Origin of the sequence: Bradyrhizobium sp. KBS0727, assembly GCF_005937885.2 — a bacterium.
Classification (GTDB): domain Bacteria; phylum Pseudomonadota; class Alphaproteobacteria; order Rhizobiales; family Xanthobacteraceae; genus Bradyrhizobium.
Genome location: NZ_CP042176.1, coordinates 3,403,885 through 3,428,307, shown reverse-complemented (window position 1 = coordinate 3,428,307; position 24,423 = coordinate 3,403,885). Strand labels below are relative to the sequence as shown.

Sequence of the window (24,423 nt, the reverse complement as noted above, 5' to 3'; positions counted from 1 at the left end):
AATCGTTTCGACAACGCGGCATGACGAAGCAGGCGCGTTTCCAATCGGCGATATGTGCCCTCCTCGCCTTGACGGCGGACCGGGCTGCGATCAGCATGCCGCGCGTTTTCGAACTGGCCAAAACAGGATACCAAGAATGACCGATCGTCTCCCGGGATTTTCGACCCTCGCCGTACATGCCGGCGCGCAGCCCGATCCCACTACCGGCGCGCGGGTGACGCCGATCTATCAGACCACCTCGTTCGTGTTCAACGACGCCGACCATGCCGCCTCGCTGTTCGGGCTGCAGGCGTTCGGCAACATCTATACGCGCATCGGCAATCCGACCACCGCGGTGCTGGAAGAGCGAGTCGCGGCGCTGGAAGGCGGCACGGCGGCGCTCGCGGTGGCCTCCGGACACGCAGCCCAAGTGGTGGTGCTGCAACAGTTGCTGCGGCCCGGCGACGAATTCATCGCCGCGCGAAAGCTCTATGGTGGCTCGATCAACCAGTTCACCCATGCGTTCAAGAGTTTTGGCTGGAACGTGGCGTGGGCTGATCCGGATGACATTGCAAGCTTCGAGCGCGCGGTTACGCCGCACACCAAGGCGATCTTCATCGAGTCGATCGCCAATCCTGCCGGCAGCATCACCGATATCGAGGCGATCGCCGAAGTCGCCCGCAAGGCCGGCGTGCCGCTGATCGTCGACAACACGCTGGCGACGCCCTACCTGATCCGCCCGATCGATCACGGCGCCGATATCGTCGTGCATTCGCTGACGAAGTTTCTTGGCGGTCACGGCAACTCGCTCGGCGGCATCATCGTCGATGCCGGCACGTTCGACTGGTCGAAGGACAACAAATATCCGATGCTGAGCGAGCCGCGCCCGGAATATCACGGCATCCGGATTCAGGAGACGTTCGGCAATTTCGCCTTCGCCATCGCCTGCCGCGTGCTCGGCCTGCGCGACCTCGGACCGGCGATCTCGCCGTTCAACGCCTTCATGATCCTGACCGGCATCGAGACGCTGCCGCTGCGGATGCAGAAGCATTGCGAGAACGCCAAAGCGGTCGCGGAGTTTCTCGCCGGCCACCCGGCGGTGGCGGCGGTGAACTATTCGGGCCTCGCCACCGACAGGTACAACAACCTCGCGCGCAAATACGCCCCGAAGGGCGCCGGCGCGGTGTTCACCTTCAGCCTCAAGGGCGGCTACGACGCCGGCGTCAGCCTGGTGTCGAACCTCAAACTGTTCTCGCATCTGGCCAATGTCGGCGACACCCGCTCGCTGGTAATCCACCCGGCGTCCACCACCCACAGCCAGCTCGACGACGCCGCCAAGGTGAAGTCGGGCGCGGCCCCCGACGTGGTCCGCCTGTCAATCGGCATCGAGGACAAGGAAGATTTGATCGCGGATCTGGAGCAGGCGCTGACGGCCTGACGTTTCGATCCAACGACCGCCGTCATTCCGGGGCGATGCAAAGCATCGAACTATGATGTGCAATTGCACATCTGAGAATCTCGAGATTCCGGGTTCGCGCTAACGCGCGCCCCGGAATGACGGAATGAGAGGCTCCCCCCTCGTCGCCGGAAACCCATATTTCTGCGGGTTGGCCAGCACGGCGTCCGCGGTCTTCGCGGCCTGCTTTGCCGTCGCGGCGATCTGGCCTGACATCACAAGCCTCTCGTTAACGGTCATTCCGGCATAGAGTGGCATTGAATGGCTCCGGATGATTCGGGAGAAGAATGATGCTGCGCTGGACAATGCCACTTCTCGTCGCGGTGTTCGCGGTCGGAACCGCTGCCGCCGACGAGCCTGTCACCACCAAGCCGGCTGACGTGCCCGTCGCCACCAAGCCGGCTGACGTGCCCGTCGCCACCAAGCCGGCCAACTCGCCCGTCGCCACCAAGCGCGCCGCGGTTCGCGCCGCCAGCAAATTGCCGCCGGGACTTCCCCGCGCCCATTACAACTACCGGACCACCATAGCCGCGCCCCAGTACGTGCGCCGCGGCCGTCAACTGGTGGTGGTCGAGGAAGAGGATCCCGACGTGCTGTTCACGCCGGTCGGCGTCGTGCCCTACGCGCCGCGCGTCTTCGGCACGCCGGTGCTGCCGGGCTCGGCAACCCTGCCCGGCTACTACGGCACGGGACATTCCTACAGCTACGACGGCGCCTATTACGGCGGCCCGCAATACGGTCCTTATTGGTCGCGCCTGCCTTACGCCTGCGGCGTCTTCGGATATTGCTAGTCGCGTAACCGCCAACAACGGAGACGGACGTGGCAGCGGCACCGCGAAAAACCAGGGGATCGGCGCACGTCATCACCGCGGATCTGGTCGCCGTTCTCGTCGCCGTGACCGAGGGCGAGCCGAAGATCATGACGATCGCCAAGGCCGACGCGCTGCCGAGCGGTCCGTTCGAATTCACGCACCGCTCGCTGCAATCGGGTTTGCGGGCATGGGTCGAGGCGCAGACCGGCCATCCACTCGGCTATGTCGAACAGCTCTACACCTTCGCCGACCGCGGGCGGAACGGCGACGCCGGCTCGCCGCATACGATCTCGATCAGTTATCTCGGCCTGACCCGCGAGGACCAGGTCGGCGCGGGTTTTGAGGCCCATTGGTCCGGCTGGTACGATTATTTCCCGTGGGAGGACCACCGGGCGGGCGCCCCCGCGATGATCGCCAAACTGCTGGCACCGCGGCTGCGCGCCTGGGCGAAATCCGCGCCCTCCGCCAACCTGCAGCGCGACCGCTGGCAGCGCGCCGCCATCACCTTCGGCCTCGACGACCGCGAATGGAACGAGGAACTGGTGCTGCAGCGCTATGAGTTGCTTTACGAAGCCGCGCTGATCCCGGAGGCCGTGCGCGACGGCGGCAGTGCGGCCACGGTTGTCCCCGGCCGGGCGATGACCGGCGATCATCGTCGGATTCTCGCGACCGGAATCGCAAGGCTGCGCGCCAAGATCAAATATCGTCCCGTCGTGTTCGAACTGATGCCGGCGGAATTCACCCTGCTGCAACTGCAACGCAGTGTTGAAGCGCTTGCAGGTCGCCTGGTGCACAAGCAGAACTTCCGCCGTCTCATCGAGCAGCAGCAACTCGTTGAGGAAACTGGCGCAATCGCCGCCGATACCGTCGGACGGCCGGCCAAGCTGTTCCGGTTCCGCCACGCCGTATTGGCCGAACGCGCCGTCGTCGGCACGAAACTTCCGCTTTCGCGCACTTGACTTCGATTATGCTCAGGATAAGTATAAGCCATTATATGCTCATGGAGAGTATAAATGGCCGATCTTCACGCTGCCGCGTTAGCCCGCACCGATCAGCTCTATGAGCGGGTCAAACGGGTGATCTCGCCGCCCGAATGGGCCACCTTTGCGGGGGATGTCGACGCCATCCTCGAACTGAAGCGAAAGCACAACGCCGTCATCCTGGCCCACAACTACCAGACGCCGGAGATATTCCACGGCGTCGCCGATATCGTCGGCGACAGCCTGCTGCTGGCGCGCGAGGCCACCAAGGTCGATGCCGACGTCATCGTGCTCGCCGGCGTGCACTTCATGGCCGAGACGGCCAAGCTGCTGAACCCGAAAAAGACCGTGCTGGTGCCGGACCTTGCCGCCGGCTGTTCCCTCGCCGACTCCATCACCCCACAGGACGTGCGGCTGATGCGTCAGCGCTATCCCGGCGTACCTGTTGTCACCTATGTCAACACGTCGGCCGCGGTGAAGGCGGAATCCGACATCTGCTGCACGTCAGGCAACGCGCTCAAAGTCGTCGAGTCGTTCGGCGCCGAGCGCATCATCATGCTGCCGGATGAGTACCTGGCGCAGAACATTGCCGCCCAGACCGGCGTGAAGATCATCGCGTGGAAGGGCCATTGCGAAGTGCACGAGCTGTTCACGCCTGACGATATCAGGCAACTGCGCGAGAACCATCCCGGCGTCACCATTCTCGCCCATCCGGAATGCCCGCCCGAGGTGGTGGCGGAGGCCGATTTCTCCGGCTCGACGGCGGCGATGTCTGATTTCGTCGGCCAACAGCGCCCGCCCCGCGTCGTGCTACTGACGGAGTGCTCGATGAGCGACAACGTCGCCGTGCTGCACCCCGATGTCGAGTTCATCCGGCCCTGCAATCTGTGCCCGCACATGAAGCGGATCACGCTGAAGAACATCCGGCACGCGCTGGAAACGGGTCAGCACGCGGTGACGATCGATCCCGCCATCGCAGCCCCCGCCCGGCGCGCCGTCGAGAGGATGCTGGCGCTATGAGCACCGACATTTCAGCACTGAAGAACCGGCCGGTGATCATCGGCGGCGGCGCCGCAGGATTGATGACGGCGCTGCAGCTCGCCCCGGAGCCGGTGTTGCTGCTTTCGAAAGCGCCGCTCGGCGCGGAAGCCTCCAGCCTTTGGGCGCAAGGCGGCCTGGCGGCGGCGATGGGCGATGACGACGCCCCTGCCCTGCATCTGGCCGACACAATCGCGGCCGGCGCTGGGCTTTGCGATGAAGCCGTCACGCGGCGGATCGTCGATGCGGCGCCCGCGGCCGTCGAACACCTCGCCCGGCTTGGCGTCGCCTTCGACCGCCGGCCCGATGGCGGCTGGCGGCTCGGCCTCGAGGCCGCGCACGGCCGCAACCGGATCGTGCACGCCACCGGCGACGGCACCGGCCGCGAGATCATGCGCGCGTTGATCGCGGCGGTCCGTCGTTGCCCGTCGATCACATTGCTGGAGGGCGTCGAGGCACGGAGCCTGATCGTCGAGGACAACGCCATCCAGGGCGTGCTCGCCGCGAACGCGGACGGTCCGCTGGTGATCGATAGCGGGCGCGTCGTGCTCGCGACCGGCGGCATCGGCGGGCTGTTTCTGGACAGCACCAACCCGGCCGGCTGTTTCGGTCAGGGCCTCGCCCTGGCGGCGCGTGCGGGCGCACAGCTTTCCGATCTCGAATTCATCCAGTTCCATCCGACCGCCTTCGACGGCCCGTCGCGCCCGATGCCGCTGGTGACCGAGGCCGTGCGCGGCGATGGCGCCATCCTGATCGACGACACTGGATTGCGTTTCATGGCGGACCAGCCCGGCGCGGAACTGGCGCCCCGCGACATCGTCGCGCGCGCGGTCTGGCATCGCCGCGCCGAGGGACATCGCGTCTTCCTCGACGCGCGAACCCATCCGGGAGCGGAATTTGCAAAACGCTATCCGGTGATTTCGGCGTTCTGCAAAATGGCCGGGATCGATCCCGCGACCGATCCGATTCCGGTGCGGCCGGCGGCGCACTACCACATGGGCGGGATTGCCGTGGATACCGAAGGCCGCAGCACGGTGCATGGTCTCTGGGCCTGCGGCGAAGTCAGCCGCACCGGCCTGCATGGCGCCAACCGGCTCGCCAGCAATTCGCTGATGGAAGCCATCGTGTGCGCGTCTTGGGTTGCGCAAAGCGTCAAGGGCGCCGGCCGCGACGCATTGAAAGCGCGCACGACCCTGGCGCCTCCGCCCGCATCCGACGCTTCGGCGGTGCGGCCGATCCTGTCGCAGGGCCTCGGCGTGCTGCGCGACCGGCACGGCATCGAACGCGCCATTCGCGGCCTCTATCCGATCGCCAGCGGCAGCGGCGCGGCATCCGATCCCGCACGGGTTGGACTGATGATCGCGGTGGCAGCGTTCCGGCGCGAGGAAAGCCGCGGCGGGCATTTTCGAACGGATTTTCCGGACACCCTGCCCTCGGCCGTACCGTCATCCCTCACGCTTGCGGACGCGTTCGCCGCCGCCCGCGAGATCGTTGAAACCACATCCCTGTCTGTCGGGAGTACCCAGCCATGACGCTTACGCCTCTTCTGCCCGTTATGTACGAACCGCTGGTTCGGACCGCGCTGCTTGAAGATCTCGGCCGCGCCGGTGACATCACCGCGGATGCGATCGCGCCGGCCGACAGGCGGGCCTCACTGGTACTGCGCGCGCGCCAACCGGGCATCGTGGCCGGGCTCGATATCGCGCGTACCGCGTTTCAGCTCGTTTCCCCCGACATCCGGCTTACCGCCGAGCGGCCGGACGGCAGCGTCGTCGCACCGGGAGACGTCATCGCCGAAATCGATGGGCCCGCACGCGGTCTCCTGACCGGCGAACGGACGGCGCTGAATTTTCTCTGCCATCTGAGCGGCGTCGCAACCGCGACGGCGTCGCTGGTATCGGCCGCGCAAGGCACCAAGGCGCGCATCGTCTGCACCCGCAAGACCACGCCCGGACTGCGCGCGCTGGAAAAATACGCGGTCCGCGCCGGCGGCGGCAGCAATCACCGCTTCGGCCTCGACGACGCCATGCTGATCAAGGACAACCATATTGCGCTCGCCGGCGGCATCCGCACCGCGATCGAGCGCGCCAAAGCCCATGCCGGCCACCTCGTCAAGATCGAGGTCGAGGTCGACACGCTCGCGCAACTCGAACAGGTGCTGGCGCTCGGCGTCGACGCGGTCCTGCTCGACAACATGACCACCGATGAGCTGCGGCAAGCGGTCGCCATGACCGACGGCCGTGCTATCACGGAAGCCTCCGGCCGCATCACGGCTGCCACCGCCAAGGCGATCGCCGCCACCGGCGTCGACCTCATTTCGGCGGGCTGGCTGACGCACAGTTCCGCCGCGCTCGATATCGGGCTGGATTATCTGGAAGCCGGCTCAGCCGGGAATTCGCGCCACGCGGCGGCGTAGTATCGCGTGTTTCAGCCGGGCTGGCCGACCGGCAAAACCAGCTTCTCGCTGCGCTTCACGGCGCGGCGCGCGGCCAGCCGTTCGGCCTGAACAACCGCCAGCGTCAGCACCACGATCGCGATCGCCTGATGCATCAAAGCGAGATCGATCGGCACCTGATGCAGCAGCGTGAGGATGCCGAGCGTGGCCTGCAGAAGGATCGCCGCGGCCAGCCACCAGGCGCCGCCGATGGCGGCAGCACCGGCCCGCGACCTCACGGCATCGATGGCGTGCAGCACCGCGAGCGCCAGCAGCGCATAGGCGGTCATGCGATGCTCGAATTGCACGGTCAGCGTATTGTCGAACAAGTTGCGCCACCACGGCTGCTCGAACCACAGCCGCGCGGCCGACGGAATGAAGCTGCCGTCGATATCGGGCCAGGTGTTGTATACCCTGCCGGCGCGAAGGCCGGCGACCAGCGCTCCGAAATAGAGCTGCACGAAGGTCAGCACCAGCAGCGCCATGGCCGTGATCTTCAGCCGCGACGGCACGACGGGCCGCGGCCGCTCGGTCAATCGCCGCAGCGTCCAGATAACAGCGGCAAAGATCAGCAGCGCCAGCACCAGATGCGTCGCCAGGCGATATTGGGAGACCTCGACCCGCTGCGACAGCCCCGAGGCCACCATCCACCAGCCAACGGCTCCCTGCAGCGCACCGAGACCGAAGATCAGCCACAACCGCCGCTTCAACTCGCCACCGAGAACGCCGCGCCAGAGGAAGAACAGGAACGGCAGCAGGTAGACCGCACCGATGACGCGGCCGAGCAGCCGATGGCTCCATTCCCACCAGAAGATGGTCTTGAACTCGGCGAGATTCATGCCGGCGTTGAGTTCGCGATATTGCGGGATCGCCTTGTAGCCCTCGAACGCCTGCGCCCATTGCACCTCGTTGAGCGGCGGGAGCGTGCCGGTCACCGGTTTCCACTCCACGATCGACAATCCGGATTCCGTCAGCCGCGTGGCGCCGCCGACCAGCACCATGATCGCGATCAGGGCGGCGACCGAAACCAGCCACCATCTGACCGCGCCGAGCTTCGGCGCCTGCTGTGCGGAATTACCGTTGGTCATAAGAGCTGTCTTTGGGAGCCTGTTTTGGGACCTGTCTGGAAGCGCGCTTGATTGAATTGCCGCGCCCCTTATAGTCCGGCCCTTCCCGCGCGCAAGCCGCGCAAACCGCAGCGAGCTTCACATATCCGCCATGACGATACGCACCCGCAAACTGTTCGGAACCATCGCCTTGCTGGTGCTTGTCGTGGTGTGGTCGCTGATGGGAATGACGATCGCGCAGACGCCGTGGCTGGCCAATTCGGGCCTGCTGCAGGCGATCTTCTACGTCGTGGCCGGCCTTGGATGGGTACTGCCGGCCATGCCGATTATCAGCTGGATGTCGCGGCCGGATCGCCAAGCTTAGTTGAGCATGATCTCGGGGCAAACGCTTCGCGTTTGTCCCGAGGGAAAACCGGTGTCCACTTTTCCGGATCATGCTCTCTAAGCCCTGGCCGGCCTGACAGGCGGGAACATCATTCCGGACAGGATGACGCGCATCATGCGCAGCGAGCGCTGCCGCCCGTCCCAGGCGACGCGTGGCAGTGCGTGGAGGTTGGTGTATCCCTTCGCCTCGACGACACCTGGAATCGCCGATACCGCGCTGGCAAACCCTGCCTCCTGCGCCATCTCCAGATGCTGCCGGCGCCAGGATTCGCGGTCGCCGAACGGATAGGCGAAATGCCTGACGTCGCGGCGAAAGGCGGTCTCCGTGACCGCCTTGCCCATCGCGATTTCGCGCCTTGCATCGGCATCCCCAAGGTTCGACAGCACGGGGTAGTTCACCGTCGCACTGCCGATCGTCACCAGCGGATCGGCCGCGAGGCTTGCCAGATCGTCCCAGTCCATCGATGCATGGCGCGACAGCGCTGCGAGGTCGACCGAATAGCGTTTGCAGAGGTCGTTGATGGCGAATGAAAGGTCTGATGGCGGCAGCGCCCGCATCCAGCTCGACAGAAATTCGAACGCGTCATGCTTCTCCGAAACATGACGGGTGGCGAAGCGCCGTTCCTTGCGGTCGATCACCAGGCTGATGCGGTCTTCGCGCGCGATCAGCCCTTCCAGCGCCAACCACCACATTTCGCCAACCCCGTCGGGAAAGGCGGTCGGCAGGTAGACGGCGAAGGGAACGCCGTGCCTGGCAAGCACCGGATAGGCCGCCGTGATGACGTCCTTGTAGCCGCCGTCGAACGTCAGGCAGACAAACGGCCTCGGCTTCGGCAGCGTGACCGCGCGCCGGCATACCTCGTCGATCGGCACCAGATCGAATTTCCAGCGCTTCAGCGCCCGGATCGTCCGGTCGAGAAATTGCGGTGTGATTTCACCAGCCAGATGCGGCTGAAACCGCTGGGATCGGCGCGGGCGCACGCGCTCGAACCGCAGAATGACGCCGGCGCCGCCGGTCTGCCGCTGCTTCAATCGCGCGTAGCCGCTGAAATAAGCGAGCTCCATCCGGGCCCGCTGCAGAATCCCGATGTCCGACGCCAACGTCCGTCCTCACTCACGGCCGCGCGTGCCCCCGCCGCGGCCGCATTGTTATTACTCTTTGTTGACATTTCCCTGCGAAGGTCGGCCTAAGCCGCAAATTGTAAACAATTTCATATAACACGGGTTCCGCGATGACCATGGCTGCCGCGATTGACAACGGTACGGCGGATAGCAGTGCATGGTCGAAGGCCGTCCGCATCGCCGGCATCGATATCGTTCACGACCTCGCCTCCGCTGAAGCGATTTGGCGCGGCCTCGAAAACGAGCAGGCCTCCTTCACGCCCTATCAGCGCTTCGATTTCGTTGCCGCCTGGCAGCGGCAGGTCGGCGAACGCGAAGGCTTCGTTCCCTTCATCGTCATTGCCTACGACGCCGAACGCCGTCCGCTGCTGCTGCTGCCGCTCGCGCTCCGGCATACCTACGGCGCGCGCTGCGCCGGCTTCATGGGCGGCAAGCATTCGACCTTCAACATGGCGCTGTGGGACCGGGATTTCGCCGCGAGCGCGACGCGGACCGATCTCGAAGGCCTGATATCGGCGATAGCGCAGCGCGCCGAAGCCGACGTGTTCGCGCTGCACCAGCAGCCGCTGCGCTGGCGCGATCTGCCCAATCCGTTTGCGCTGTTGCCGTATCAGCCGTCGGCCAACGACTGCCCGCTGCTGAAGATGGAGCCGGGTGCGGCACCCGCGGCGCTGGTCAGCAATTCATTCCGGCGGCGCCTGAAGGGCAAGGAGCGCAAGCTGCAGGCCCTGCCCGGCTACCGCTATCATGTCGCGTCAGCCGAGGCCGACGTCACCCGGCTGCTCGACTGGTTCTTCCGCGTCAAGCCGCAGCGGATGGCCGAACAGAAACTGCCCAATGTCTTCGCCGATCCCGGCATCGAGGATTTCATTCGCCTGGCCTGCACCACGCCGCTCGCCAACGGCAACCACGTCATCGACATTCACGCGCTCGAATGCGACGAGGAAGTGATCGCGATTTTCGCCGGCGTGGCCGACGGTCATCGCTTCTCGATGATGTTCAACACCTACACGATGTCGCCGAACTCGAAATACAGCCCGGGCCTGATCCTGATGCGCGACATCATCGACCATTACGCCGGACAGGATTATCGCGCCCTCGATCTCGGGATCGGATCGGACGACTACAAGCGGCTGTTCTGCAAGGACGACGAGCCGATCTTCGACAGCTTCATTGCGCTCAGCCCGCGCGGCAGGCTCGCCGCCAGCGTCATGTCGGGGCTCAACCGCACCAAGCGTCTGGTGAAGCACAATCCGGCGCTGTTCGAGATGGCGCAAAAGCTGCGCAACGCGTTCAGCTAGAAAAATCTGAAAAGATTGCGGGGTGGGTAAAGGCGCAATAGCGCCGTGCCCACCATCTTTCCTGTCGACGCAAATGGTGGGCACGCTTGCGCTTTTCCCACCCTCAGAAGCTGTGAGATCGCAGGTTGGCTTACGCCGCCACCACGTGCGGGCCGGGTTCGCTGGCGTCCGCGGGCTGGTACGGCCCGCTCAGCATCGTCACCGCGGCGAAGCCGACCGCCCGGTACTGGTCGCACATGGCGGCGCGGGCATCCGCCGCCATCGCGGGGTCGGGCACCACCACCGCATGCGCCTGCGACGTCAGGAGTTCCGCCGGCAAGTCGGAGCCCGCGCCGACATCCAGCAGCACATGATCGTAAACCCGCAATAGCGCATCGATCGTCAAGGTGAGCCGCGGCGACTGAAGCTGTGCGCGGTCGAAGCCCGGACGCCCGGCGCTGACCAGGTGGACCCGCGACAGCCGGTCTTTGGTGATGATCTGCGTGAACGATGCCTGACCCTGCATCAACTCGGCGAGCCCGGGCGCGGCCGGATCGGCCGATGCCGCAGCAACCGTCGGCATCGCGCCGGCGAGATCGACGACCGCGATCTTCGCCTGCCGCGACATCAACCGCGCCAGCGTCAGTGCAGTCAACGTGATGCTCTCGCCCGGCGCCGTGCCGAGGAGCGTGAGCTTTCGGGCCGTCCCGGCGTTGCCGGCGAGATCGTCGGCCAGCTGCGCGATTTCGCCGCTTGCCGCTACGGCATCCGTGCGGGGGACATCCGCACGGGGAACGATCGACATCGGCGGAGGAATTTCGCTGCTTTCGACCGGCGAAGCCGGAACGATCGAAGGTGCACGTATCGATGCCGGCCAGGCAGCGAATGCCGCGGAAGCCCGCGGCGCGGTCATGCGCAGCAGTTCGCCGGTCACGATCGCACCACTGGTGAGCAGCAGGATCGCGAGCGTCGCAATCAGCACGATCGGCAGCTTCTTCGGATAGGCCGGGATGTTGGAAACGGTAGCGCGGGAAATGATGCGGCCGTCGGCAGGCGCCGCCTCGATGTTTTCGCGCGTGGTCGCCTCGCGGTATTTGGCGAGGTAGGATTCGAGCAGATCGCGCTGGGCCTTGGCTTCGCGTTCGAACGCGCGGAGCTGGACATCCTGGCCGTTGTTCGAGGAGGCCTGCTTCTTCAACTGATCGAGACTGTTGATCAGGCCATTGACCCGGCCATCGGCGATCAGCGAGTCATTTTCCAGCGAGCGCGAGACCTTGCCGGCTTCGTCGCGCAACTGCTTGTCGAGATCGGCGAGCTGGGCCTTCAATTCCTTGATGCGCGGATGCTGGTCGAGCAGCGTCGAGGACTGTTCGGCGAGCTGCGCGCGCAGCGTCACCCGCTGTTCGGACAGACGGCGGATCAGTTCGGAATTGAGCACCTCGGAAGCCTCGATCGGCTTGCCGCTCTGCAGCATGTTCTTGATCAGCCGCGCCTTGGATTCGGCATCCGACTTCAGAGCACGGGCGTTGTTCAACTGGGTGTTGATTTCGCCCATCTGCTGGTTGGAGAGCGTCGTGTTGTTGGTGCCGACGAACAGGCTCGACTTCGAACGAAAATCCTCAACGCGCGATTCGGCCTCGGCCACTTTCTTGCGCAGATTTTCGATTTCACCCGACAGCCATTGGCCGGCGGACTTGGCCTGCTCCTGCCGCGCGTTCTGCTGCAGCGCCAGGTAGCCTTCGGCGATCGAATTGGCGACACGCGCGGCAAGCTCCGGATCGCGCGACTGGAATTCGACGACGATGACGCGAGACTTGTCGACCGCGTAGGCCGTGAAGCGCTCGTAATAGGCGTCGAGCACACGCTCTTCCGGGCTCAACGCGAACGGATCGCGCCCGATGCCGAACAGGGCCAGCACCGACTTCAGCGGCGAAAATCCCTGCAGCACCGGATCGAATTCCGGGCGCTCGGCAAGCTTGTTCTTCCTGATGATCTCGCGGGCCAGATCGCGCGACTGCAGCAACTGGACCTGGCTCGTCACGGCTTCGGCATCCAGCGAGGTGCGTTCCTCGCTGCGTTCGCCATTCGGACGCAGGAACACGTTCTCGCGCCCATCGACCAGGATACGGGCTTCCGATTTGTACCGGGGGGTGATCAGATTGACGGCCGCGATCGACAGGATCGCCGCCAGCACCGTCGGGACGATGATCCAGCCCCGCTTGCGCGCCAACGCGTGACCGAGCACATGCAGGTCGAGATCGCCGGTTTCGGAGGCCGCGACCGGATTCGAGACCGCCGGTGCGGGCTTCGAGACGACCCGCTGCACCACCGTCTCGTCCTTGCCGGCACGCCAGAACGCTAAACGCATCGCACACTCCCGCGAACGCAACTGCTCACTTGAACGGGGCCGATTACACTCCATTAAGGTTGCTGCGGGGTTAATCCGCCCGTTTGCCGGGCCGGAAAGGGCTGGCCGTGGACGCCCGGTCATGTTTTGTTAACCATGGACACCCTTAATCGGGCAGATCGTATTTCAGGATTCTCGTGATGCGCGGCGCGCTCGCCCCAAACCCATTCCCGGTTGCTGCGCCCGCTTGCGCGGGCCGCATGGAACGCTGGCTCTGATCATGGCTGTCGTAGAAGGCCAGCCGCTTCGTATCCTGCACGCGACGCGTGCCCCGGTGGGAGGGATTTTTCGCCATATTCTCGACCTGGCTAATGGCCAGGCCGATCGCGGCCATCAGGTCGGCATTGTCGCCGACAGCCTGACCGGCGGCGAACGGGCCGACCAGGCATTCGCGGAAATCGCCCCTCGCCTCAAGCTTGGTGTTCACCGCCTCCCCATCCGCCGCGAGCCGCTCCCGACCGACGTCCTGGTATGGGCACGCTTTCACCGCCTGATCCGGCAATTGAAGCCAGACGTGCTGCATGGCCACGGCGCCAAGGCCGGCGCCTTTATTCGCTTGAGGACCGGTTCGAACCACACGATCAGGGTCTACACGCCGCATGGCGGCTCGCTGCATTTTCCGCTGACGACGCTGAAGGGAAATCTTTACGGCCGCGTCGAACGCGCGCTGATGGACAGGACCGACCTGTTCCTGTTCGAAAGTGCGTTCGCACGCGACACCTATCAGCGCACCATCGGCACGCCGAGAGGCCTGGTACGCTGCGTGTTCAACGGCGTCACCGCCAATGAGTTCGATCCGATCGTCAAGGCGGAGGACGCCACCGACGTGGTCTATGTCGGTGAGTTCCGGCACATCAAGGGCGCCGACCTGTTGATCGACGCGGTGGCGCGGCTGCGCGCCGACGGCCGGCCGATAACGCTGACGCTTGCCGGCGACGGCGAGGAAACGGCGAACCTGAAGGCGCAGGTGCAGCAGCACGGCCTCGGCGAGGCCGTGCGGTTCATCGGTCACGTCAAGGCGCGCTACGGCTTTTCCAAGGGCTCGCTGCTGGTGGTTCCCTCCCGCGGCGATTCCATGCCCTATGTGGTGATCGAGGCCGCGGCGGCGGGCATTCCGATGGTTGCCGCCAATGTCGGCGGCATCCCCGAGATCTTCGGTTCCCATACCGAGGCCCTGTTTGCGCCCGGCCTCGCTTCCGCGATGGCTGACGCCATCGAGAGCGCACTCGACGATCTGCACGCCGCGCAGGAGCGCGCAAGGTCGCTGCGCGAACGGATCTTCGTGCACTTCTCGCAAAAGGCGATGGTCGAGGGCGTCTTGGCCGGCTACCGCGACGCGTTTGCCAATCGTTAACTCCTCATTACCAACGTAACTGTTTCTTCCGATTTGTCCCTTATGCCGTGATGTGGGGAGTTCCGCATCGGCGGGCGCATTCCTATCTGCCGGCACAAGAACGGACGTGGACAAGTGGAACCGATCAGCGCTCGCTCGATGATGAATGCCGCCGCGACGGCCGCGATGGACGGCACCGCCGATCGCGCACCGGTCGAACGGCGCCGAAGGCTGTCTCCGGCAGCCCTTGCCGTCACCAATCAAAAGGTTGGAGGCGCCTACTCGCCGATCGTGATCGCAGGCGCGGTGCGGCTCGTCGATTTCGTCATGCTGAGCCTGATCGGCATCGCACTCTATTTCGGCTATGTCGTCCGCCTCGGCGGTTTTCACTGGGAATATGCCACCGCGATCGTCGCCATGACGGCAACCGCCGTGATCTGCTTCCAGGCCGCCGACATCTACGACGTCGACGTCTTCCGCGGTCAGCTCCGGCAGATGACCCGAATGGTTTCATCCTGGGCGTTCGTATTCCTGCTCTTCATCGGCGCTTCCTTCCTCGTCAAGCTCGGCAGCGAGATTTCGCGGCTCTGGCTGACGGCGTTTTTCTTCGTCGGCCTCGCCGCACTCGTGACCGAGCGCCTGGCGCTGCGCTCGCTGGTACGCAACTGGGCGCGCCAGGGCCGGCTCGATCGCCGCACCATCGTGGTGGGCGCCGACGAGAACGGCGAGACGCTCGTCAAGGCACTCAAGGTTCAGGAAGATTCCGACATCTGCATGCTCGGCGTCTTCGACGACCGCAACGATGACCGCGCGATGGACACCTGCGGCGGCAGCCCGAAGCTCGGCAAGGTCGATGACATCATCGAATTCGCCCGCCGCACCCGCGTCGATCTCGTGCTGTTCGCGCTGCCGATCTCCGCGGAGACGCGGATTCTGGAGATGCTGAAGAAGCTGTGGGTGCTACCGGTCGATATCCGGCTTTCGGCTCACACCAACAAACTGCGCTTCCGCCCGCGTTCCTATTCCTATCTCGGCGAGGTGCCGACGCTCGACGTGTTCGAGGCGCCGATCACCGACTGGGACCTGGTGATGAAGTGGCTGTTCGATCACGTGGTCGGCTTCCTGATCCTGCTCGCGGCGCTGCCGGTGATGGGGCTGGTCGCGCTCGCGATCAAGCTCGACAGCCCCGGCCCGGTGCTGTTCCGCCAGAAGCGGTTCGGCTTCAACAACGAGCGCATCGACGTCTTCAAGTTCCGCTCGCTCTACCACCATCAGGCCGATCCGACCGCGGCCAAGGTCGTGACCAAGGACGATCCGCGCGTCACCCGCGTCGGCCGCTTCATCCGCAAGACCAGCCTCGACGAATTGCCGCAACTGTTCAACGTCGTGTTCAAGAGCAACCTCTCGCTGGTCGGCCCGCGCCCGCACGCCGTGCAGGGCAAATTGCAGAGCCGGCTGTTCGACGAGGCCGTCGACGGCTACTTCGCGCGCCACCGCGTCAAGCCCGGCATCACCGGCTGGGCGCAGATCAACGGCTGGCGCGGTGAAGTCGATACCGACGAGAAGATCCAGAAGCGCGTCGAGTTCGACCTCTATTACATCGAGAACTGGTCGGTGCTGTTCGACGCCTTCATCCTGCTCAAGACGCCGTTGGCGCTGATGACGAAGAACGAGAATGCGTATTGAAAGACGGTCATTGCGAGCGACGCGAAGCAATCCATCTCGCCGGCTGAGAAAGAATGGATTGCTTCGTCGCTACTGCTCCTCGCAATGACGTCAGCAATAGTATGTTGTGACGTTGAGTTGCGTGTGTTTGTGAGTATGTGATGGCGTATGCGGCGGCGGCCGGGGGCTCCCTTCCATCGATGACGGCGGCACCCGGCGTGCTCGCGCTTCAGCGTGCGCTGGTGTGGCTGGTTGGCGCGTGCGGCGCCATCGTCTTCATCGAGCCGAGCCCTTACGAACTCTCTACGCTCGCCGCCTCGCTGATCTTCTTTGCCACGGGATTGCGGATGCGGCTCGTGTTCGTGCCGCTGCTGCTGGCCTTGTTCCTGCTCAATGTCGGCTACACCATCGGCGCCATTCCGTTCCTGGACAAGAGCGAGGTGGCGAACTGGATCGCGACGTCCTGGTACATGGCCGTCACCGTGATGTTTTTCGCGATGGTGATCTCCGAAGATACCGAGGCCCGGCTCAACATGCTGCGGCGTGGCCTGGTCGTGGGCGCAATGATCGCAGCACTCGCGGCGCTCGGCGGCTACTTCAACCTCGTCCCCGGCGGCCATGACCTGCTGACGCTGTATGAACGCGCCCGCGGTACCTTCAAGGATCCCAACGTGCTGGGCGCGTTCCTGATCCTGCCGGCGCTGTTCTGCCTGCAGAGCGTCGTTTCGGACAGGTTAGGCAAATCATTCCGCAACACGATCGCGTTCGGAATGATGTCGCTGGCGATCCTGCTGGCGTTTTCGCGCGCGGCCTGGGGCGGGCTGATCCTCACCTCGGGCTTCATGCTGGTGCTGATGGTGTTGACCAGCCGCTCGCAGGCGCAGCGCTCGCGCGTCATCGTGATGGCGCTGGTAGCCGTTATCCTGGCGGCGGCGCTGGTCGCGGTCCTGCTGTCGTTCGATTCGATCGCCGAGATGTTCAAGCAGCGCGCCAGCTTCGACCAGAGCTATGACGAGGGCCGCTTCGGCCGGTTCGGCCGCCATATCCTCGGCGCCGACATGGCGCTCGATCTGCCGTTCGGCATCGGGCCGCTGCAGTTCCACAAGTACTTTCCGGAAGACACTCACAACTCCTACCTGAATGCTTTCATGTCGGGTGGCTGGATCTCCGGCATCTGCTATCCGGCGCTGGTGTTCGTCACGGCGCTCACGGGATTCCGCTACATCTTCACCGCCGCGCCATGGCAGCGGACTTATCTCGCGATCTTCTCGGCCTATCTCGGCACGGTCGGCGAGAGCTTCATCATCGATACCGACCACTGGCGGCATTTCTGGATGATGCTGGGCACGATGTGGGGCATGTACGTCGCCGCCGAGCGCTGGAAGGCAAACCGCGATCCCGCGTCCACGGCGCCGGCTATCGCTTCCTAGGCCTGCCGGGTCCGGCTTTCGGCTGCGGATCGGACCCATCCACCATCGTCTTGAGCTCCTCGACCGCCGCCAGCATGGTCTCGTAGCCCTGCGTCATGAAACGCAGCAGCAGCTTCAACTCGGCGTCCGAATAGGAGCTCCAGAGCTCCAGCATGCCTCGCTGCAAGTGCTCATAAAACCGTCCAACCTTGGCGACGTTCTCCGGCACGATCGCAATGAAGACCTTGCGGCGATCGTTGTCGTCGCGCTCGCGGCGCACCAGGCCGGCCTTCTCCAGTCGGTCCACCACGCCGGTGATGGCGCCCGTCGTCAGCCCCGTCAGCTCCGCAAGGCGGCCTGCGGTCACGCGGCCTTCAATGTTGAGGAAGTCGAGGCATTCGAGGTCGGAACTGGAAATGCCGACCCGGTTCGCTACCGTCTGCCCGAAAATCACGCCGAGCGCAGACGAGCGCCGCACCGCGTGTTCGAGTTCCTGCATCAGCGCAGCCCGCGCTTTCGGTCTTGACAAAGCCCGCCTCTTATCTTAGTTCGAATATATCTTAGTTACTAAGATGATTAGCAACTATACGTTCCTATCACTTCACGGATGCACGGAGCAAGGCATGAGCAGACCACCCAAGGCCCTGATCATCGGCGGCGGCATCGCCGGTCCGGTCACCGCGATCTTCCTGAAAAAGGCCGGCATCGATGCCGAGGTGTTCGAGGCCTGGCCCTACTCCTGCGGCATCGGCGGCGGCCTGCAGATCGCGCCGAACGGCATGCACGTGCTGGCCGAGATCGGCCTGGCCGACGACATGATCCGGCACGGATCGATCGCTGAATCCTTCGATTTCCATTCGCAGTCCGGCGCCCGGCTCGGCTCGATCAATCACAACATGAAAGAGCGTTTCGGCCAGCCCGCGGTGAACATGTGCCGCGCCACGCTGAACGAGGCGCTGATCAACAGGGCCTGGTGCGAGAATGTCGAGCTGCGGTTCGAGAAGCGCCTGGTTGCGATCGAGGACCGCACCGACAAGCCGGTGGTCGTGCATTTCGCCGACGGCTCCAGCGCGGAGGGCGATTTCGTGATCGGCGCCGACGGCGTTCATTCGGCCGTGCGCTCGCATGTGATCCCCGATGGACCGAAACCGTTCGACACCGGCCTGATCGGCTTCGGCGGCTTTGTCGCCCGATCGGTGATCGCGGACGCGCCGATCGGCCAGCGCGTCGCAACGACGTTCGGACAAAGCGGGTTCTTCGGCTACGGCGTTTGCAGTTCCGATGCGAACGACGCCGTAATGTGGTGGAGCACGCAGCCGGCGCACGGCATTGACGCCACGGCGTATCGCGCCATGAGCCAGGATGCGATGCGGCGGCATCTGCTTGATTTCCACGCCGGCTGGCACGATCCGATCCCGCGGATTCTGGAGGCCGCCGAGAATATCGTGGTGACGGCGACGCTCGATGTCGCGACCCTGCCGACCTGGTCGCGCCAACGCACGCTGCTGATCGGTGACGCCGCGCACGCCACCAGCCCGCATGCCGGACAGGGCGCGTCGCTGGCTTTGGAAGACGCCATGCGGCTCGGCCGGTTGATGCAGGACCGGCAGGAGCTCGCCCTGACCTTCCAGAATTTCGAGCTCGACCGTCGACCGCGCGCGGAACGCATCGTGGCGCTGGCCCGCCGCAACGGCAACAGCAAGCGCGAATTCAGCGCCACCGGCGCCTGGATCCGCGACCGGATGCTGAAACTTCTGCTTCCGGTCTCGGCCAAGGGAATGGAATGGATGTACGCCTACGATCCCCGTGCGGCAGCGTAGCGCCGTCACGTCGCGCGGGGTGAGGCCTATTTCTCCACCCCAAATGTCAGGCCGGCATGGTCGACCAGCCGGTTGATGAGCTTGTGACCCATCGCGGCACCGGGCGTCCAGATGCCTGCGGGAACGTCCGGGGTGTCGCGCAGCAGGCAGATGGCGCATTCCGAGATCATCTTGGAAGTCGAGCCATAACCGGGATCGCGATCGCCCGTCACCGCGGCATGCACCTGGCGGCCGTCAGGCGCGATCGCGACGAACAGCAGATCGTAAGAGCCGGCTTCCCGCTCCTCCTTCGACGGTCCCTCACCCGGCTTCGGTCCGCTGGAGGTCATCTTCTCCGAGGTGTTGGCAGCCGTCATGCGCTTGGCCCTGGCTTCACCCTGTTCGCCTGGACCCGTGAGCACCATCTCGTCGTAGACGAAGTCCTTGCCGTAGGGAAAACCCATCAGAAGGTTGGAGCGGTGCACGTTACGGGTGTTGATGTTGGCCATGACGAACGGCGCAGTCCAGGAATCGAGATCCTGATCGAACGCCGGCCGGTTGCCCGGCGGCTGTTTTGGCCCGTCGAAGCCCGGCGTCAGCACAAACGGATTCCTCAACAGGGCGATCAGGCTTGGATCATTGGCGGCTGCGGTGAAGATCGCCTTCATGCTGGCGGCGGTGCCCCCCGAAAGCGTGCCGGTCATGGCGCGGACGCGGCCTTTGACCCTGGCCGCCGCGGCGCCGAATACTTTCTTCGCCTCCTCCTGCGCGCAGAACACGCCGAGCTCGAACGGCAACGAATCATATCCGCAGGAAAACAGGATTCGGGCGCCGGTCGATCTGGCGGTTGCCTCATGCGCATCGATCATCTGGCGCATCCACACCGGTTCGCCGCAGAGATCGAGATAATCGGTGCCCGATACCACGCAGGCGGCCAGCAAATCAGCGCCGTAGAGCTGATAGGGCCCGACCGTTGTAATCACCGACCTGGTCTGCGCCACCATGGCTTTCAGCGAAGCGGGATCGCTGGCGTCAGCCACGATCAGGGACGTGTCTGCCGGTGCGCCGATCGCATCGCGGACGGCGGCGAGCTTTTCCTTGCTGCGTCCGGCCATCGCCCATTTCAAACTGGCGTCGCCCTTGTAATGCGCGGCCAGATATTCGGCGACGAGCTGGCCGGTGAAACCGGTGGCGCCGTAGACGATGATGTCGAATTTCGACGAAGACATATGGAAGATTCCTCAGAGTATCGCCTATGCGGCCAGTAGATCATGCTCCGTCATTGCGAGGAGCGAAGCGACGAAGCAATCCATTCTTTCTTTATGCCGCGAGATGGATTGCTTCGCGGAGTTTATCATCGGGCGGCGCTTCGCGCCGACCCGTTGGCTCGCAATGACGATCGCAACTATTTCTTCGCGTAGGACACACCCATGCCGGCGCGCACGTCGGCCTGAATACCATAGGGCGCGATCGGATAGCGCAGGCCGTTCTTGGCGAGCTGCTTCATGCCGACGATGGCTTTGTTGAGATGCGCAGGCGACAGCGCCATCAGCATCTCCTCATCCGGCACGCCGCCGTAGCGGCGTTCGGCGAAGCATGGCAGCGAGAGCGAGGGCTCGCCGGTTTTCAGCGCCCTGCCCCATGAATCGGCGCAAGCGGTCTCGCCGACCACGCCCCATTCGAACTTCTTGTAGCCGGTATATTGCAGCCCGTTGATCAGGATGATCATCTGGCCGGGCGTGGCGTAGACCAGGCAGATATCCGGCGGATCGAGCCGACCGCTGGTGAGCGGGCTCACCGCCATGGCCTGATACTGGCCATACGGCACCACATCGAGCGCTTCCTGGCGCTTGCGTGCGTCTTCGGCAGTGCCGTGCCAGACGCCGACATAATTTTCCCCGGCGAGCCATTTGTCGTCCTGCGGCGCCAGGCCGATGACCGCGCGGCACTGCGCGCCGACCAGATCCTCGCCGGTGATGCCGACAGTCCAGCCGAGCCGCGAGGCCATGCTGACGATCTGATCGGTGGTGTGCACCGCCGACGGCCGCCGGATCTTCGGAATCGCCGTCATTTCCTCTTTGGTGGCGAACATCTTGATGCCGATCACGGTCGTCTTCAGCCGCAGCAGGCTGTTGAGATCGGCGACCATGCCGGCCAAATCCAGCGCTTCCGGCGGCGATTGCTGTTGCATGGCGTAGACTCCCAAATCGGCGCTGAACGCGCGCTTGTTGCGGCTATACAAGTGCTTTTAGTTCGGGACCGGCCCCGGAAGCAACTCGTCGGTCTTGCCGGTGGCCCGGTACGCGATCAGGCCCATCCATTCGCGCATTCCGGCGTCCGTTCGCCAGAATCCTTCGAGGGTCCGGCTCGAAAACGCGAACAGGCCGTCACGCCCGGCGACGCGCCAGTCGACCGGATAGGCCTCGACCGGAAATCCCGCCTTTCGAAACAAGCCAACCGATCGCGGCATGTGGAACGCCGACGTCACCAGCAGCCATCGTTCGCCGGGCTTGGGCGCGACCAGTGCTTTGGAGAACTCGGCATTTTCAAGCGTGTTGCGCGAACGCCGCTCCATTATCAGGCGCGATTTGGCGATGCCAAGACCCTCGAATACTTCTCCGGCAAAATCAGCTTCCCTGGCATCGTTCGAAAGCAAGTTGGCGCTGCCGCCCGAGAATACGACGCGTGCATTCGGATAGCGGCGCGCCAACGTCGCGGCGGCAATGATGCGGTCAGGCGCGCTGCGTACCACCGGCGTGCCGTGTGCGGCGGAAATATCTGCCTCGATCGATGCCCCGAGCACGATGATGCCGTCAGGCGCCCCGCGCGTCGGATCCCACGGCGGAAAGCGCGATTCCAGTGGATAAATCAGCAGGTTTCCCAGCGGCGACAGCCCGCAAATCACAAGCAGCAGCACCGCGGTCATGACCAACTTGCGGCCGAGCGACGCAAAGCGCGTCGCCTGCAGAATAACGCCGACGACACCGAGGCCGATCAGGAAATTCGTCGGCATCAGCACGAAGCCGATCGTCTTGGAGAGTACAAAAAACAAGGGAAGCCTCTGACAATGTCTGGTACAGCGTCATACGACGTCATCGCCGCAACCTAAAGCCTTCTCATGACCCATCATCACCTGCATTCCAGTCCCGAAACCTGCCACTGGGGATTCTTCGAAGCGAAATTGAAGCCGGTCATGACCATCGCCAGCGGCGACGAAGTGACCGTCGACACCGTGACCGGTGGCCCCGATGTGGTGCCGGACCGCAGCAAATTTCACGTGCCTGCGGAACTTGCCGATATTCACGCCCGCAATGAGCGGATGGTGCCGGGCCATATCCTGACCGGCCCGATCGCGGTCGAGGGCGCCGAGCCCGGCGACGTGCTGGAAGTCGATATTCTCGACGTCCAGCTCCGGCAGGACTGGGGCTACAATTTGATCCGCCCGCTCGCCGGTACCCTGCCCGACGATTTCCACGAGACCCGCCTGCTCAACATTCCGCTCGATCGCGAGCGGATGGTCGGCCGCATGCCATGGGGGCTCGATCTGCCGCTGGCCCCGTTCTTCGGCGTCATGGGCGTGTCGCCGCCACCGGCTTGGGGCCGCATCACCTCGCTGATCCCGCGCGCAATGGGCGGCAATCTCGACAACAAGGAGCTCGGCGCCGGCGCCAAACTGTATTTGCCGGTGTTCGTGCCGGGCGCGCTATTTTCCTGCGGCGACGGCCACGGCGTGCAAGGCGACGGCGGAGTCTGCGTCACCGCGATCGAAACCGCCTTGCAGGGCCGCTTCCGGCTGACGCTGCGCAAGGATCTGCGGCTGGACTATCCCCGTGCCGAGACGCCAACGCATTACCTGACGATGGCGATGGATCCCGATCTCGATCAATGCGTGGTGCGCGCGCTGCGCGACATGATCGTGCTGCTCGGGGAAAAGCGAAATCTGTCGCGCGAGGACGCCTACACGCTCTGCAGCCTCGCGGCCGACTTGCGCGTGACGCAAACCGTCAACGGCTCCAAGGGCATTCACTGCATGATCGCAAAGAGCGTCGTGCACGGGTAAGGCCCACCCTTGTGCTGCCCGGGCGCACCCTTGTCGGCGAATTGCTGACCCGGGGACCGCAGGTGTTTCCGGGCTATGTCGACGGCAAGCAAACCGAAGACGCCTTCCATCAGGGCTGGCTGCGCGCCGGCGACATCTGCCGCATCGACGCCGGCGGCTTTGTCTACATCATGGGCCGCGCCAAGGACGTCATCATCCGCGGCGGACACAATATCGATCCGCGCGCGATCGAGGACGCCGCCCTCGGCTTCCCCGGCGTCGCCCTCGCCGCCGCCGTCGTACGCCCCGACGCCTATGCCGGCGAGGTGCCGATGCTGTTCGTCTCGGCGCAGCCCGGCGTCCATGTCGATCCGCAAGCGCTTTCCGCCTTCGTGCTGGAGAAAATTCTCGAACCGCCGGCGCGGCCACGCGGTGTCCGTAATCCCTGAAATGCCGGTCACCCCGATCGGCAAGATCTTCAAGCCGAAGCTGCGCGAGATCGCGGCGGGCGAAGCCGCGCGCGAATTGCTGGCGGCGGAAGGCCTGGCGAAAGACGTCGGTGTCGAGGCGATCACCGATCCCTCGCGCGGGCTGTTCCTGCGCTTCAAGGTGCCGCCAGACAAGGTGGTCGCCGCGCAACGGCTGCTGCAAAAGTTTTCGGTCAAGATCGAGCTTGAGGCGTAGCGCCCTCATCACACCCTGCACGCCTTCCCCCAAAGGCTTTGTCGTCAGGGCATTATCGTCATTGCAAACTGACGCGAGGCAATCGGGAAATCGAGCCTTGGCTGTCGCGTTTGGCCGCGTGCGCGCGTGGGCTTGCGTGCAGGCCTCGGCCTGCCTCAAACCGGCGCCATTCGGCCTGCTACTGGATTTTTAAATATTTCCAATGGGATAGAAGAAAAGTCACGGGCTGGTTGACTCCGCCGGCCATAACTTAATAGAGTCTAAATAGATACTTTTCAGTACAGCGATTAAAAGTTAGCGTTCCTCATGGCTACGGAAAAAGCCGAAACCGACCGCGTTCCAGTCACGTTGGCGCTCTCGACCATCACCTATCTCGAAAAACTGGTGAGACAGGGCACCCACGGTACCAGCGTTCCCGGCGTCGCGAAGACCCTGATCGAGGAAGGCATTCGGCTCGCCATCAAGGACGGGCTGCTTGCGATCCGCGACAACGGCAGGCCTTCCTGACGGGAATTTGGGAAGCGGCGGTTCAACG

General features: G+C 64.4%; 24 protein-coding genes. 16 read left to right on the top strand and 8 right to left on the bottom strand.

The genetic code is table 11. The annotated features are described in order from the left end of the window. Nucleotides 1-136 precede the first annotated feature (136 nt). Entirely contained in the window at nt 137-1,417 is a 1,281-nt protein-coding gene (locus tag FFI89_RS15750) for an O-acetylhomoserine aminocarboxypropyltransferase (RefSeq protein ID WP_138838007.1), read from the top strand. 99 nt (nt 1,418-1,516) lie between these two features. Here the strand turns inward: FFI89_RS15750 and FFI89_RS34350 are convergent, their stop codons facing one another. Then, a complete protein-coding gene (locus FFI89_RS34350) occupies nt 1,517-1,693 on the bottom strand; it encodes a hypothetical protein (protein ID WP_168212902.1) in 177 nt (58 codons plus the stop codon). Between the two features lie 32 nt (nt 1,694-1,725). Between FFI89_RS34350 and FFI89_RS15745 the strand changes: the two genes are divergently transcribed. The 5 genes from FFI89_RS15745 to nadC are packed head-to-tail and all read left to right on the top strand — an operon-like array spanning nt 1,726 to nt 6,681. Beyond that, nucleotides 1,726-2,226, top strand: a complete 501-nt coding sequence (locus FFI89_RS15745) for a hypothetical protein (protein ID WP_138838006.1) — start codon at nt 1,726-1,728, stop codon at nt 2,224-2,226. A 29-nt stretch (nt 2,227-2,255) separates the two neighbouring features. Next, entirely contained in the window at nt 2,256-3,206 is a 951-nt protein-coding gene (locus FFI89_RS15740; RefSeq protein ID WP_138838004.1) for a hypothetical protein, read from the top strand. 54 nt (nt 3,207-3,260) lie between these two features. Then, nucleotides 3,261-4,247: a quinolinate synthase NadA gene (gene nadA, locus FFI89_RS15735; protein WP_138838002.1), complete on the top strand. Its 987-nt coding sequence runs from the start codon at nt 3,261-3,263 to the stop codon at nt 4,245-4,247. Continuing rightward, nucleotides 4,244-5,797 (top strand): L-aspartate oxidase, encoded by a 1,554-nt coding sequence (locus tag FFI89_RS15730; RefSeq protein ID WP_138838000.1) that lies wholly within the window; start codon nt 4,244-4,246, stop codon nt 5,795-5,797. The genes nadA and FFI89_RS15730 overlap by 4 nt, the downstream gene beginning before the upstream one ends. Continuing rightward, the gene (nadC, locus tag FFI89_RS15725) at nt 5,794-6,681 is read left to right on the top strand and encodes a carboxylating nicotinate-nucleotide diphosphorylase (RefSeq protein ID WP_138837998.1); all 888 of its coding nucleotides are present in this window, start codon (nt 5,794-5,796) and stop codon (nt 6,679-6,681) included. The genes FFI89_RS15730 and nadC overlap by 4 nt, the downstream gene beginning before the upstream one ends. A gap of 11 nt (nt 6,682-6,692) precedes the next feature. Here the strand turns inward: nadC and FFI89_RS15720 are convergent, their stop codons facing one another. After that, nucleotides 6,693-7,787, bottom strand: a complete 1,095-nt coding sequence (locus tag FFI89_RS15720; protein WP_138837996.1) for a COX15/CtaA family protein — start codon at nt 7,785-7,787, stop codon at nt 6,693-6,695. 130 nt (nt 7,788-7,917) lie between these two features. On the opposite strand from FFI89_RS15720, the gene FFI89_RS15715 reads away from it, so the two are divergent. Next, complete coding sequence (locus FFI89_RS15715) at nt 7,918-8,130, top strand: DUF2842 domain-containing protein (protein ID WP_138837993.1); 213 nt, start codon at nt 7,918-7,920, stop codon at nt 8,128-8,130. Between the two features lie 77 nt (nt 8,131-8,207). Here the strand turns inward: FFI89_RS15715 and FFI89_RS15710 are convergent, their stop codons facing one another. Next, a complete protein-coding gene (locus FFI89_RS15710) occupies nt 8,208-9,251 on the bottom strand; it encodes a polysaccharide deacetylase family protein (RefSeq protein ID WP_210249125.1) in 1,044 nt (347 codons plus the stop codon). Nucleotides 9,252-9,382: 131 nt separating this feature from the next. On the opposite strand from FFI89_RS15710, the gene FFI89_RS15705 reads away from it, so the two are divergent. Next, nucleotides 9,383-10,573, top strand: a complete 1,191-nt coding sequence (locus FFI89_RS15705; protein WP_138837991.1) for a GNAT family N-acetyltransferase — start codon at nt 9,383-9,385, stop codon at nt 10,571-10,573. A 130-nt stretch (nt 10,574-10,703) separates the two neighbouring features. Here FFI89_RS15705 and FFI89_RS15700 read toward each other — a convergent pair whose 3' ends face one another. Further along, nucleotides 10,704-12,920: an exopolysaccharide transport family protein gene (locus tag FFI89_RS15700; protein WP_138837989.1), complete on the bottom strand. Its 2,217-nt coding sequence runs from the start codon at nt 12,918-12,920 to the stop codon at nt 10,704-10,706. A 259-nt stretch (nt 12,921-13,179) separates the two neighbouring features. Here FFI89_RS15700 and FFI89_RS15695 point away from each other — a divergent pair, with 259 nt between their 5' ends. From FFI89_RS15695 to FFI89_RS15685, 3 genes are all read left to right on the top strand, one after another. Beyond that, nucleotides 13,180-14,313 carry a glycosyltransferase family 4 protein gene (locus tag FFI89_RS15695; RefSeq protein ID WP_138837987.1) on the top strand — a complete coding sequence of 378 codons (1,134 nt, stop codon included), beginning with the start codon at nt 13,180-13,182 and terminating at the stop codon, nt 14,311-14,313. 114 nt (nt 14,314-14,427) lie between these two features. Then, nucleotides 14,428-15,978 carry an undecaprenyl-phosphate glucose phosphotransferase gene (locus FFI89_RS15690; RefSeq protein ID WP_246669468.1) on the top strand — a complete coding sequence of 517 codons (1,551 nt, stop codon included), beginning with the start codon at nt 14,428-14,430 and terminating at the stop codon, nt 15,976-15,978. A gap of 140 nt (nt 15,979-16,118) precedes the next feature. Next, complete coding sequence (locus tag FFI89_RS15685) at nt 16,119-17,387, top strand: O-antigen ligase (RefSeq protein ID WP_168212901.1); 1,269 nt, start codon at nt 16,119-16,121, stop codon at nt 17,385-17,387. Here FFI89_RS15685 and FFI89_RS15680 read toward each other — a convergent pair. Beyond that, nucleotides 17,374-17,865, bottom strand: coding sequence for a MarR family winged helix-turn-helix transcriptional regulator (locus tag FFI89_RS15680; protein WP_138839309.1), 492 nt, complete (start codon nt 17,863-17,865; stop codon nt 17,374-17,376). The two genes, FFI89_RS15685 and FFI89_RS15680, sit on opposite strands and share 14 nt — an antisense overlap. A gap of 124 nt (nt 17,866-17,989) precedes the next feature. On the opposite strand from FFI89_RS15680, the gene FFI89_RS15675 reads away from it, so the two are divergent. Then, nucleotides 17,990-19,186 carry an NAD(P)/FAD-dependent oxidoreductase gene (locus FFI89_RS15675; RefSeq protein WP_138837983.1) on the top strand — a complete coding sequence of 399 codons (1,197 nt, stop codon included), beginning with the start codon at nt 17,990-17,992 and terminating at the stop codon, nt 19,184-19,186. Between the two features lie 26 nt (nt 19,187-19,212). On the opposite strand, the gene FFI89_RS15670 is transcribed toward FFI89_RS15675, so the two are convergent. The 3 genes from FFI89_RS15670 to FFI89_RS15660 form a co-directional block, all read right to left on the bottom strand. After that, the gene (locus FFI89_RS15670) at nt 19,213-20,394 is read right to left on the bottom strand and encodes a trans-acting enoyl reductase family protein (protein WP_138837981.1); all 1,182 of its coding nucleotides are present in this window, start codon (nt 20,392-20,394) and stop codon (nt 19,213-19,215) included. Nucleotides 20,395-20,570: 176 nt separating this feature from the next. After that, on the bottom strand, nt 20,571-21,356 hold the full coding sequence (locus tag FFI89_RS15665) for a DUF169 domain-containing protein (RefSeq protein WP_138837979.1): 786 nt from the start codon (nt 21,354-21,356) through the stop codon (nt 20,571-20,573). A 57-nt stretch (nt 21,357-21,413) separates the two neighbouring features. Further along, nucleotides 21,414-22,217 carry a YdcF family protein gene (locus FFI89_RS15660; protein ID WP_138837977.1) on the bottom strand — a complete coding sequence of 268 codons (804 nt, stop codon included), beginning with the start codon at nt 22,215-22,217 and terminating at the stop codon, nt 21,414-21,416. Between the two features lie 66 nt (nt 22,218-22,283). Between FFI89_RS15660 and FFI89_RS15655 the strand changes: the two genes are divergently transcribed. The 4 genes from FFI89_RS15655 to FFI89_RS15645 all read left to right on the top strand — a co-directional run bounded on the left by FFI89_RS15655 (nt 22,284) and on the right by FFI89_RS15645 (nt 24,395). Then, nucleotides 22,284-23,225 (top strand): acetamidase/formamidase family protein, encoded by a 942-nt coding sequence (locus FFI89_RS15655; RefSeq protein ID WP_138837975.1) that lies wholly within the window; start codon nt 22,284-22,286, stop codon nt 23,223-23,225. 11 nt (nt 23,226-23,236) lie between these two features. Continuing rightward, nucleotides 23,237-23,653 (top strand): AMP-binding protein, encoded by a 417-nt coding sequence (locus FFI89_RS34710; RefSeq protein ID WP_210249124.1) that lies wholly within the window; start codon nt 23,237-23,239, stop codon nt 23,651-23,653. A 1-nt stretch (nt 23,654) separates the two neighbouring features. Next, nucleotides 23,655-23,888: a hypothetical protein gene (locus FFI89_RS34705; RefSeq protein ID WP_210249123.1), complete on the top strand. Its 234-nt coding sequence runs from the start codon at nt 23,655-23,657 to the stop codon at nt 23,886-23,888. A gap of 306 nt (nt 23,889-24,194) precedes the next feature. After that, nucleotides 24,195-24,395 carry a hypothetical protein gene (locus FFI89_RS15645; protein ID WP_027537191.1) on the top strand — a complete coding sequence of 67 codons (201 nt, stop codon included), beginning with the start codon at nt 24,195-24,197 and terminating at the stop codon, nt 24,393-24,395. The last annotated feature ends 28 nt before the right edge of the window (nt 24,396-24,423 follow it).